The organism is Mycoplasma sp. 773 (assembly GCF_053851515.1).
Genome location: NZ_JBSQAV010000001.1, coordinates 66,023 through 78,921, shown reverse-complemented (window position 1 = coordinate 78,921; position 12,899 = coordinate 66,023). Strand labels below are relative to the sequence as shown.

The window sequence follows — 12,899 nt, the reverse complement described above, 5'->3', positions numbered from 1 at the left end:
ACTAAGTATTATATATATATATATTGCTTAGATAAAAACTTTTTTATGATAAAAATCAGCAAAAACAACAAAAAACATATTTTTTGGTTTTTATTCTTTTTATGAATATTTTATTATTTATATAGAATAGACATCAAAAAATAAGCACTATATTTTCATTTATAAAAAAATAAAATTTTAGAAATTATAAAGAAAAAACCATCTTAATTAAGAGGTTTTTTGTTTACATGCTAAGATTGTTTTGGTATATTTACCTTGCTTTTTAATTCTTTTTTTCTTGCTTCGAATCGCTTTTAGATTCTATTGTTTCAAATGAAAATTTCACTAAAAATTTCACCTTATCTATTATTCCGTTTTTATTGATAACATTTATTTTGAAAATAAAGTCTTCATTCTTAATTTCTTTTTTTGCCACAACATTTCTAAAGTATTCGTGTATTTTAGAAAATAATGTCTTTATTTCAAAACCAGTAACATTCTTCTTATTTTCAATAAAAAATGTTTTATTGTTCATAGTAAAATAATATGAAATAGCTAGCTTTAAACTAGTTAATTGTTGAATAAAATATTTAAAATCAATGTCATATTTATTTTTATCTTTAAATTTTTTAAACTCATCTTGCAGCTTCACCACTGCAATTTCCTTATCGGAATTTTTATCTAAAGCAAACACAAATTTCTTATTATCAAAATAACTATCTAAATTATAGCCAGTCTTATAAAACGAGTAGTTTGTCAAAAGATGAACTCCATATTCTCCATTTTGATTCGATATTTCAACTTTCTTGTCCAAATCAAACAATTCGCTTGCTGGTATTTCCTTTTCAAGCACAAATGTTGAAATTGTGTTGTTTTCAGATTTTTCGCTCTTTTCGAATTTAACATCACGTTCGCTATCATATAAGTAATTTACACTTCTCGACTGATTTGTTGAATAAAATATCGAAACACCAGAAATTACACCAATTGATGCAATTATTCCAGAATACATAAAAATAGTTGTCAATAGTTTTTTAATATTCTTTTTAGGTTTTGCCGATAAAGAATTATTCATATCACCTTTAGACTCGATTTTTTTGTTATTCTTTCTCATTAACTACTCCTATATATGTTTTAGCTCTTATCTTCAATTAAAATTTCTTTAATTCTATTAGCTATATTTCTAACTAATTTATCATCATTATTTAAAACCTTATTTTGCAAATAATGAACAAATAATGCCATAATACGATATCTATAAAAATCTAGTGGTTTATGTTTATTATATGATCGCCAAAATTGTTCCTCGATATTTTTATTAACTTTTAAATTTTCAAACATAAATGCAATATCTAAATATCTAGAACTGCGATAAGCAATTGATCAGTCAATCACATAAATACCTTGATTATCATCTCATAAAATATTTTCAAAATTAAGATTATTATGACAATTTGCATCAATCTCAATTTCTTTTATTCAGTTTACAATTTGAGAGATGAGATCATTACTACCAATTTCAATAACTAAATCTTTTTTATTTACATTATCCAAATATCACTTTATTTTTTCATACAATATGTAGTTAGGGAATTGAACATTTGAATCGTGATAGGTTCTCATAATTTTAGCCAATATCTTAATAGTTCTATGAGTTAATTGAAATTTATCCTTTCTAGTTAGCCATCTTCAAATAATTTTATTCTCATCTTCATAAATAAAAGTTGGAACAAAATAAAAATCTTCAATTGTCTTAATTTTAAGACGGTTATCAAATTGATTGTGGTGCTTATGCACAATAAATTTGTTGTTAATTATTGAGGTTCTAGTTTTATATACATTTAGGGACTCAGGAATTATATCCTTATTAATTGTTAAATAACGATAATCACTCTCATATTCTGCCTCGCGGTATGTATTAACCAAATATATGTAATCATCAAAAACATCCTTGTCTAAATTAAAATAGTCAATAATCATTTTTTTATCAATTCCAATGTTAATGTGCAGTAGTACAAAATCAAAATATGGGGAGTTAAGAGATACGCTATCCATATCCACCAACTTAACAAAGTTATACTTGTTAACTATAATATTATGTTTTTGGATATTATTGTGACTCAAAACTTGTTCTTCATCTTTGTACTTATGAAGCAATTCATGATATTTTTTGTCTTGAATAATAAACTTATTTCAATTAAATTTTTGCACCTCAATATTACACTCATGAAAACTCTTTACACAATTAAATATTGAATAAATAGTGACCTTTTTAAATTTTATATGAAATAAATCTTCGCCCGGAAATCATTTTTTTATATATATTCCGTCTTTAGCAAAAATATAATCCTTAAAATGTTTAATAACAATAAATTCATTCTCACATTCAGCATCAAATTTATGTTTAGGTATTCTTATTTGTACTCAAAGATTATTATACTTAGCAATAAAATATGTCTTATTTAATTCATGACGATAAAAACGGACATGAGAAATTCTCTTTGCAACTTCTTCATCAAAAGTAGTTCTAATCATTTCAAACATTCTTTCAATTTCAAACAAATGCGAATTATCAATAATATGATTGTTTTTTTCTTCTAAATACATAGATCTTCTTTATAATTTTGCCTTATATTCTTTATCATATTCAACTATTAACTTATCAACCCTATCTAAATAAAGTTTGTCATCAAATGGTTTTATTGCATGTTTATTTATTCATAAAACAATTAATGCATTAACTATAATTTTATGAGCAAGTAAATATTTATGTTCAAAATCATCTCCATAAGCATCCAAAAATATTTTTTCCTGTTCCTTGCTAAGATTTGATGATTCAATAAAATATGCTAAATCAAAATGTATATCGCCCATTGTTGCATACTCTCAATCTGTTATAAATATCCCTTTTTCATTGTCGATAAAGTTAAATAATCATAAATCATTATGAACAGGAGCTGAATTATCAATATTTTTTAAAAATAAGTTAATTTTTTTGTAATGTTTGTCTAAAATTGGAATTTTACGACCTAACTTAGATATTGTTTCGCGATAAACCTTAAACCTTCTAGCTATTTGATTTTCCTTATAAAACTTTAATTTTGAATTATGAAGAGTAATCAATTTATTACCTATCTCTTTTAATTGTTCATTTGTTAATGTATTTGGATTTAGGATATCTCCTGGAATTCATTCATTAATAACCATGGTTTCATCTTCGGATATTGTTTTAGGAACAAAACTAAAACAATTTAAAATACTATTAGGTGTCTTATGATTGAAAGAATCAAACTTTTTTATTTTAATGAATTGTTTATTTTCTTCATCAAAATATGTGGTGTTGGTATATCCTTGATTTTTAACTAACTTCATTCTTATTCCTTAAAAATCAATATTAGATACATATTTAGCATTTTCTTCAATAAAGTCATGTCTTGGTTCAACTTCTTCACCCATTAGTGTTGTAAATACGCGGTCGCAAACAGCTACATCATTAATTTGTACCTGAAGCATTTTTCTAGCATCAGGATTCATAGTGGTTTCTCACAACTGTTCAGCATCCATTTCTCCAAGCCCTTTATAGCGTTGTATAGAGATAGCTTTTCTATCATCAAATTTGCTTAATATTTCTTCTTTTTGAGCATCGTTGTAGGCGTATTCAACTCTCTTTCCCGCAACTATTTTATATAGTGGAGGTAAGGCTATATATACAAAACCATATTCAATCAGCGGTTTTAAATAACGATAAAAGAAGGTTAAAAGCAATGTTGAAATATGAGCACCATCAACGTCAGCGTCAGTCATAATAATAATTTTGTGATATTTTAGTTTATTAATATTAAAATCATGTCCAATACCAGTACCTAAAGCATGAATAATGGTCTGAATTTCTTGATTTGATAAAAATTTAACCTTATCATTTTTTTCAGCATTTATTACCTTTCCTCTTAAAGGCAGTATAGCTTGAATAGATCTATCCCTTCCGCCTTTCGCTGAGCCACCAGCAGAATTCCCTTCGACAATAAATAATTCTCTTATTTCCGCATTCTTAGATGAACAGTCTGCAAGTTTCCCAGGAAGACCGCTAAATTCCAACCCATCTTTTTTTCTTGAAGCTTCCTTGGCAGCATTAGCAGCTAATCTAGCACGTTGTGATTGCAAACATTTGTTAATAATATTTTTAGCAATATTAGGATTTTCAGCTAAATATCTTTCTAAAGACTCTGAAACGACTTTATTCGTTGCATAACGCGCATTTGCTGAGCCAAATTTTGATTTTGTTTGACCATCAAAAACAGGATCACTATGCTTAATAGAAATAACTGCAATAAGTCCTTCTTTAGAATCCTCTTTGCTTATTTTTTCATTTCCCTTAAACAATCTATTTTCCTCAGCATATTTATTAAAGATTCTTACTATAGAATCATAAAACCCATTTTCATGTGTCCCGCCCTCAGTAGTTTGAATATTATTAGCATATGAAATAACTGTTGATTGATAGGCTTCATTATATTGAAAAGCAACCTCTACTAAAATTTCAACTTGCTTTGGCGGTTTGTTATTAGCAATCTGCTCCTCAGTTGGTTTGTCAACATCACTAAATGTGCCTAAGGCATAAATAACTTCTGGGTTTATAGTCTTTTTACCTTTATTAAGTTCTTTGACGTAGTCAACAATACCCCCATCAAAACAAAAAGTTTTTTTAGTATCTTTTGTTAAATCAATTAGGTTAAACATAAGGCTCTTATTCAAATAAGCCACCTGCTTAATATGATCGCTAATAGTACTAAAATCAAAATCTATTTTATCCATAACCGTATAATCAGGATGGAATTTAATTCTTGTGCCAGTTTCACTGATAGGCACTTCACCAATAACTCTTAAATCATCAATGGGTTTTCCACCATTTTCATATTTTTGATAATGTAATTTACCTGCTCTTTTTACTCAAACTTCAAAAGAATCACTTAAGGCATTAACCACAGAAGCTCCAACACCGTGTAATCCACCACTAACTTTATAGTTGCTTGAGTCAAACTTTCCGCCAGCATGCAAAACTGTTAAGATTGTTTCAACAGCAGATTTTTGTGTTGAAGGATGGATGTCGACAGGCATGCCACGTCCATTATCCTCAATCTCAATAAAATTATCCTTATGCAAGGTAACGCTTATCTCAGTAGCATAACCAGCCATTGCCTCATCAACTGAGTTATCTAAAATTTCTCAAATAAGATGATGAATTCCTCTATAGCCGGTTGAGCCAATATACATTCCTGGTCTAACACGTACAGGATCTAACCCTTCAAGAACTTGAATATCACTAGCAACATATTTTTTTTCCTCAGGCATTTTTTCTCCTTACAATATAATTGCTTTGCAATTATAATAAATAAATTATATCAAAAAGTCATGAAAAAATGGTTTTATGTAAGCATGGTTAATATTAATAAATGTAAAATTTTCTAATTAATATGTTGTTCTGCCTAACAAATGATATTTTTCTTTTCATTTTAAGGAATAAAATGCAAATAAACACAACTTTATTAATATATTTTTTAGTATTCTAATATACAAAAACATCAGCAACTACAATATTTAACATATCTCTATCTTTACATAACCAACAAGTGCAAAATTTAAATCCTTTTCTTATCCTACTTTTCGTAAATTGTTATTATTTTTTAGTTCTTGGCCTTTTCGAAACCAGTTCCTTTTTTTTAGGACTTTGCCACTTTTTATATTAAATTACCTTTTGCTAAAATATATATTTTTTACATATTTTTTTATATTTTAAAGCTGCTAGCTTCTTTTAAATACCGCTTTTAAATGCCATGGGAGCAATCCCTTATTTGTTTAAAAAGATCTAATCTGTTCTTTTATATTTGGCTATCGCACATGATTAAATTTAATTTTAAAAAATCCGGGCACAAGTGTGTCTGGATTTTTTGACCGTGTTTGATTTGTTTTGATATTTTTATTATTTAAACGCGCCTGTTAAACTGCTAGTATCAACATCTTGTCTTTCTACTTCACTAGCTTGAAATAGTGGTTGGTTATAAATATTGTTCTTATTAGCAACAATGTTTGTTCAAAATTTATAAATTTCAGCATTAAAACTTCTTGCTTGAGCATTATAGTTTCTAATAGTTGCATAAATTTCATCTTCTTGAATAGCAATTTCGGTTTGAAATTGAAGATATGATCTATCAGCTTTTAGATTTGGATATTGTTCAATTTGAATATTAATTGCTCTTTGAACTGAATTTAACGTATCTGATACTTTTGCAACGTCTTTTTCTCCCTCTATGTCAACTAATTGTGAACGTAATTTAATTATTTCTTTCTGAGTTGATTGTTCATATTCGGCATATCCTTTAACAACATCAAGTTGTTTAATCAATGTTGCTCTTCTTTTCTTTTCAGCCGCCTGAATAAGAGAAGATGCCTCTTGAATTCTATTCATTCTTTCAAGTAGTTCATTTCTTTTGCGAATGGCAACTAATAGTATTATTCCGATTGTTATAATACATAAAATTATAAATAACGTTCTTTCACCTTTAGTTGGTTGTGGAATTTTGATTGAATTATCAACATTAGGCTTAAACCCTTCATTTGATTGAGGTGTTCTTGAATCAAATAGCATATTGCCTCCTTTATGATTAAATAATTATACTATCTAAACATAGCAAAAATTTTATTTATCTCATCTTCACTAATTTTTTCATTTATATAAATATATGTACCGTTGCTATCAATTGATATTTTATAATCTTTATTAGCAATAAGCGATTTTTTTATTCTGTTAACAAACAAAAGGCAATCATCTAGTTCATCACTTCTATTATTATGCAAGCTCTTATTAAAGGCTAAATATTTATCTGTATATTTCGCTGCATCCATAAATGAATTTGAAATTGAATTTTCTCGAAACAGATCACCATATGATACAAAATCATTATCTTCGTTTAAGAAAACAGAAGGAATTCAAATAATAAATTTTTCTTCTGTAAATAAATGAAACCTTTCAAATGGCACCTTAATAATAATCCCACTTTTATATACTTCATCAATAAGTTGCTCTTTTCAATATGAATCAATACTAATCTTTAAAATAAGGGCATTTGAGTGCTTTATTCCAGTATCTTTCTTATATTCTCTATCAATAATTTGTTCTACATATTTAACATATAATTCACGAGCATTATCTTTTGTTTTCATTGAAAACTTATTTCCAGTAATTGCTTTATTAATTACATCAAAATAATTAAAAAAGTCTGTTTTATCATCACTAACACTAGCATCTTCATAAACATAATCGGATAAATATCTCTCGCCCCGTTTTTCATATTTTTCTGATGCAATATTTGGATTTAAGTATGCCTTAGTTATTGCCTTAAATACAGGTATTAAATTATTTGCAATGATTAAAAGCATTCTTGAATATATGTCGCCAATAGTAATCAGATTATTTAAATCAAATAAAAATCCCATCCAATTATGCAATGAGGAATAACCGATTTTTTCCTCATTATAAACTCTTGAAAGCAATATATTATTTTTATACTTACTAAATAGTGGTCCTGGATAACCAAAATATTGCGCATAGTTAATAAAATTTTCTTGCGTTTTAACCTTAAAATAGTCTATAAAACCAATTTGATTATCATAATTAAAATTGTAATTTTTATAAAATTCCGGTCTTTCGAGTAAAAATTCTCCTTTTCTAAAAAGCTTATTATATTCTTTCTCGTTTAAATATTCTCGAGTTTCAATAAAGCTTAGATCAGAGCGATAATTTGTTGGAATATTTAAGGCATGCATGGGCACTATAAATGGTGTAGGCTCTGTATGATAGGCATAAACAGCTTCTTCTACTCACGAATCCTTAGTCCTAACAGTAATATATCCAACGCCTCGTGTTACAACATCTCTTCATTCTTCAATGTTATATAAAACATCATAAAAATAAGAATTTCTAACTTTATATTTTTCTATCGCACTAAAACCGAAAAAGTCATCTCTATTAAAAATTGGACTAAATTCCTTTTCACAAATTCCATATATTTTTTTAATATCCATTAGTGCTAAAACTTTATTTTTTCATTCCAACATTGAATACTTATTAAAAATTGTTGCTAGTATACTATTATTTTCATTTATTTTTGTTTGAATAATAGATAGCTTTTTACTTTTAAATTCTTTGAAATCTTTAATAGTTTTTTTATTATTAATAAAGATACGGATAAAAAATAAACCTATTATTAAAAAGAAAAGAAAAATTATCAAACCATTAACGAATTTCCTAGAATTAATTTTGTTTTCCTTCTTGTTCTTGATAATTTCTTGCTCTAGTTCTTTTATTTTATTAATATTTTCATCAACAATTTTAACTTCGTTTTCATTATTTTTATAGACTTCTTCCTCAAAAATTTTATCAAGAGCTGGCTTAATATTAAATGCTAATGGTTCGTATAAAGTATTAATCTGGTTGGAAAAAATTTTATTTCAGTCTATTTTCTTGAATTTGTTTTGTTCCAAAGTACTTGCATTCATATCTTAATTATTCCTTAAAATAGATCTTCTTTATCTTTTATCAAAGTAAAGTTTTGTTTTGGCTTTTCATATTGCTTCTTATTATTAATAGCACTATTAATTTTAAAATCTTTCTTTTTTTCAATGCCTAGATCATCCTGATCAAAAATATTTTCTTTTTTATTAACTTCCTCATTTTTTAAAACAACAGATTCTTCTTGTTTATCAATCAATATTTTTTGTTGCTCATCAATTTTTTTTAGGCCCGCCGGATTAATATCCAAATCACCAGAATTTAGAGTACTAATGTTTTGCTCATCAATTAAGCCATTAGTAATATTTTCTCGATTTTGATCATCATACATTGATGCTTCAAATTCCTGCGTGCTAAAATCAGGTTCATCTGGAATTATACATATACTATCAGCAGTTACCTCTCTCGAATCACTTAAGGCACTATCATCAAGAATGTATACTTCTTGACTTTGTACTATTGATGTATCATCAATCAGTATTGTCTCCCTGGTGGCATTATCTTCAGAAAAAATATCTTTCTTATCTAAGTTAACATTAAGATTATTTACTTCCATATCTCTTTTTAGCTTTTTATTTCTTAGTGATATTTTCTTCAATTTTAAATCACTAATAAAAAAGAAACATAAGCTAATTACCAAAATAATGATAGGAATGATAAACGATAAAACAATTCCAATCTTATTACCAGGAAAAGCCATCGCCACATATATAAATGAATTAATCAAACCTGCATTTCATTTATTTGGCAATCATAAATTTTGTTCATTCTTAAAATCAGAATATCATTTATCAAATATTGCTAAAAAAGCATTTTTAGAATTATATGGTGCCGGCTTCAATTTAGCATAGTAAATTGATGTGCCCAATAAAATTAGCGCAATAAAAATAAACAAAAGCCGCCATAAGCTAAAATGGAAAACACCAACAGAATATGTGTTTTTCATTTTAAAGATATTCTTAATTGCTAAAAAAAACAAATATAGAAAAAAAATAGGAGAAAATAAACCAAAAAACATTCCAAAAGTGTATGTATGTATTGTCGTCAAACCCTTAACATTTAAAAAAGATACAACAGTAAAAAACGCAACTATAAAACATATCATAGTCCAAATAAAAGGTTTGTCTTTGGATCAAAAATATGTCTTTTTTCTTTTTATTTTTTTAGGAATTTGCTCTTGTTTTGTATCATTTTCAATATTTGCTTCTGATGCCATATTATCCTCTAAATTTCATATAAAGTTATAACAATCATTGGTTCTTTTGATAGCACCTTAAATATTTTTCTTTTTATACTTTTCCGTAATTTTTCCTGTATTTCTTTTAAATCAATATCATTAGCCTTTTTATCCTTAAATTCTTTGGAAACCATGTCATTAACAATTAAGGTAATAGTTTCTTTATTGTCTTTAGTGATTATCCCATAAGAAGAAATATGAAGTTGGCCAATTGGTTGTTTGGTTTTATAATCAACTAAAGTGCTTATTGCAATAACCCCGTCTCTTGAGAGATTTTCTCGTTCATTAATTACTTCCTGAGAAATATCACCAACGCCAAAACCGTCGATAATTGTATCCCCAACAGATTTAATAGAATGTTTTTGGGATATAAGCTCATTGTTTAAAAATTCTGCCACTTTACCATTTTGCAAAATTATACAATTGCCAAAATTCATTCCTGCATCACGCGCTACATGAGATGCAACCACTAAATAACGATAAAGTCCTTGTATAGGAATAAAATATTTTGGTTTTAATGTTTTAATTATATTATATATATCTTCTTTAGCAGGATTACATGAATAATACTGATCTGAGCTTAATTCAATTAAATTTGGTGTGTTTCTGGCTATTTCATCTAATGTCAATGCGTAATTAACTTCAAGGCCATTTACAGGAGGCGCAATTATTATTACTGCATCATCAGATCTAAGTTTTAAATAAACGTCATTATTTGATGCGATTCTAATGAATCTTAAATATAGCCTTTCAATAGCGCCAGTAACAAGAATTACCGCATTCTTTGTTTCATTAGCAACACGATAATCAATGAATTCTGGTAATTGAAGATCTGGATTAATTTTTGATACTAAATTAATAAATTGTGAATAATTTCTTCCATATGTAACAACAGGACGATTATATCTTTTGGCTAGAACTAAAACTTCGTGTGCTGTTATCATATCTTCATCATACAAACCAACTATTATTCTTTTGTTATTAGGGGTTTCCTTGAATTTATATTCAATTTTTTTTGAAATTCAAAGTTTATCTATACTTCTTCCAGGGTAATTCGAATGCCCGGAATCTAAGATTAGTAACTGCAATTTCTTTCCATTATTGATAATTTGTCTAATTTTAGGAACATCAGTTTTTCCATAAGGACCCAAGTCTCCATCAACAAAATTTGCCATAAAGAGAATATTTCCATCCTTATATTCGAAGTTAAAACCTATTTGTCCAATCAATCCACCAGCTAGATCAAAAGGAGTAACAACTACATCATTAAATTCAATAGGCATGCTAATTGTTTTTACATCATAACTATGATTATTGATATTGTATTTTGAAATTCTATCCATAATAACAATACGATTAAATGGACTTGTATAAATTTTTAGGTTGGGAATTCTCATTAATAATCAAGGAATAGCAGAAAATGATTCATTTTTAACGTCGGTTATAAACACTCCAACAATATCTTTTTCTCTCTTCACAAGATAATCATAATTGCAAATTAAAGTATCAATCCCGTTATGCGAATTTATTGGCACCTTAGTTCCTGAATTAATAATAAAAAGTTTTTCATTAATCTCCAAAACATAAGAGTTTTTACCATTTTCATCCAATCCACCTAGTGCAAAAAAATTTATTTTGTTCATATTCCCCCATATCAAAATTATTCATTGAAATCTTATAAGAATTTAATTAAAATAATTTTAGCAACTTTTTTTATTTCTATAAGAAATTAAAAAAAATAAAGCGGTCTACGCTTTATTTAATTAGGAACTCGGCCCACACATAAGTATGATCCGAAAGCACAGAACCATTTCGGATTTTTTCATCTTGACCAATTTCAATTCCCAATTTTGTTAATTCTTCAACAAGTTTGCTATCCTCTTTTGTTTTATAAATATCAAAGATGCCATATTCTTCAAGTTTATAATCGGTTTTATAAAAAAGTTTATCATATGGTTCTGAGAATCTTTTGCTTGTACCAAGTGATGTGCTGAATTTTTCAGTGTCACCAAACACAGACTTATATTTTCCTTCAAGTGTGCTAAAAACAAATGATTGTTTTCCGTGTTTTATATTAGTGTCTCCGCCAAAGAAAATATTGCTTTGAGGTCCATCTATTGAATCAAAATAATCTAATACATTAACTAGTTGTTGGCCCTCTCTACATTCGAATGTTCCAACCCCTTTATTTGTTTTTTCACCAATTGCTCTATTTGATTTAGAAGCTCCTGGAGCGTCAAAATGATCGAATACAAAAGTTAGTTTAACATCTGGTTTTAATTTATATTTAAATTTTATACCATAGGGAGGTCTTGCATATTGAGCCTTTTCACTGCTAGAACTAATAGTAAATTCCTGTGTATAACTATAGCCAATTTTGCCATTTGAGAATGCTTCTGGTTCCATTTCTTTTGTGTTATATATAACTGCTACATGCTCTGCAACTTTAGGCCCAAATTTATCGCCTTTCAATTTTTTTGAAGCTATGTATGCATACATATTTGAACTTGATAATTTATTCATTTCATCAACAATATTTTTGACACCATCGGCATTATCAACCTCAGTTAGGCCCAAAACATCAAAATTTTCTTGTTTTGCTAGATAAGCAATTCTTTTGGTTTTCTTTTCTTGTTTTGTTAAATCACCTGTGAAATTTAAAATATTTCAATGTCCATATTTAACTTTATTGTCGCCACTTGGATCAGGTTGCAAAGGTTCTTTGTCCTTCTTTTCATCATCTTTATTATGCTCAGTTTCACCAGGATTCTTTGGTAGTGGAGTAGATGAAGAATCACTTGATCCATTATTTTGTTCTTTATTATCGTCGCCCTTATCTTGGCCAGGGTCCTTTGTATCCTTATTTCCTTCTTCTTTTTTTTCTTTTTCAGGATTTTGTTTTAAGTCCTGGTCATTATTTCCATTATCTTTTTCTTGGCTTTCCTTTTCTTCTGGCTTTTTGCTATGATCAACATCATTATTATTTTTATTACCGCAACTTGCAGCAATCAATGGCAACAACACAAGTGGTGATGCACATAGTGATAATAATATTTTCATCTTTTTGCTTTTATTTTTCATAATATAAATTTTACTACTTTATAAAAAATATCATCT

9 protein-coding genes are annotated in these 12,899 nt (G+C 27.6%); all 9 read right to left on the bottom strand.

Going from position 1 to position 12,899, the window contains the following annotated elements; translation table 4 throughout:
- Positions 1-262: 262 nt before the first annotated feature.
- The 9 genes from ACWXVJ_RS00305 to ACWXVJ_RS00265 all read right to left on the bottom strand — a co-directional run bounded on the left by ACWXVJ_RS00305 (position 263) and on the right by ACWXVJ_RS00265 (position 12,863).
- Positions 263-1,093 carry a hypothetical protein gene (locus ACWXVJ_RS00305; protein WP_455965976.1) on the bottom strand — a complete coding sequence of 277 codons (831 nt, stop codon included), beginning with the start codon at positions 1,091-1,093 and terminating at the stop codon, positions 263-265.
- A gap of 20 nt (positions 1,094-1,113) precedes the next feature.
- Positions 1,114-2,586 (bottom strand): hypothetical protein, encoded by a 1,473-nt coding sequence (locus ACWXVJ_RS00300; protein WP_455965974.1) that lies wholly within the window; start codon positions 2,584-2,586, stop codon positions 1,114-1,116.
- 9 nt (positions 2,587-2,595) lie between these two features.
- Positions 2,596-3,351 carry a phosphotransferase family protein gene (locus tag ACWXVJ_RS00295; RefSeq protein WP_455965972.1) on the bottom strand — a complete coding sequence of 252 codons (756 nt, stop codon included), beginning with the start codon at positions 3,349-3,351 and terminating at the stop codon, positions 2,596-2,598.
- Positions 3,352-3,360: 9 nt separating this feature from the next.
- On the bottom strand, positions 3,361-5,328 hold the full coding sequence (gene gyrB, locus ACWXVJ_RS00290) for a DNA topoisomerase (ATP-hydrolyzing) subunit B (RefSeq protein ID WP_455965970.1): 1,968 nt from the start codon (positions 5,326-5,328) through the stop codon (positions 3,361-3,363).
- Between the two features lie 628 nt (positions 5,329-5,956).
- Positions 5,957-6,622 carry a LemA family protein gene (locus tag ACWXVJ_RS00285; RefSeq protein ID WP_444704914.1) on the bottom strand — a complete coding sequence of 222 codons (666 nt, stop codon included), beginning with the start codon at positions 6,620-6,622 and terminating at the stop codon, positions 5,957-5,959.
- Between the two features lie 29 nt (positions 6,623-6,651).
- Positions 6,652-8,532: a hypothetical protein gene (locus ACWXVJ_RS00280; RefSeq protein ID WP_455965968.1), complete on the bottom strand. Its 1,881-nt coding sequence runs from the start codon at positions 8,530-8,532 to the stop codon at positions 6,652-6,654.
- Positions 8,533-8,546: 14 nt separating this feature from the next.
- Positions 8,547-9,491: a hypothetical protein gene (locus ACWXVJ_RS00275; protein WP_455965966.1), complete on the bottom strand. Its 945-nt coding sequence runs from the start codon at positions 9,489-9,491 to the stop codon at positions 8,547-8,549.
- Between the two features lie 278 nt (positions 9,492-9,769).
- Entirely contained in the window at positions 9,770-11,425 is a 1,656-nt protein-coding gene (locus ACWXVJ_RS00270) for a ribonuclease J (protein WP_438340519.1), read from the bottom strand.
- 112 nt (positions 11,426-11,537) lie between these two features.
- Positions 11,538-12,863: an MnuA family membrane nuclease gene (locus ACWXVJ_RS00265; RefSeq protein ID WP_455965964.1), complete on the bottom strand. Its 1,326-nt coding sequence runs from the start codon at positions 12,861-12,863 to the stop codon at positions 11,538-11,540.
- Between the last annotated feature and the right edge of the window lie 36 nt (positions 12,864-12,899).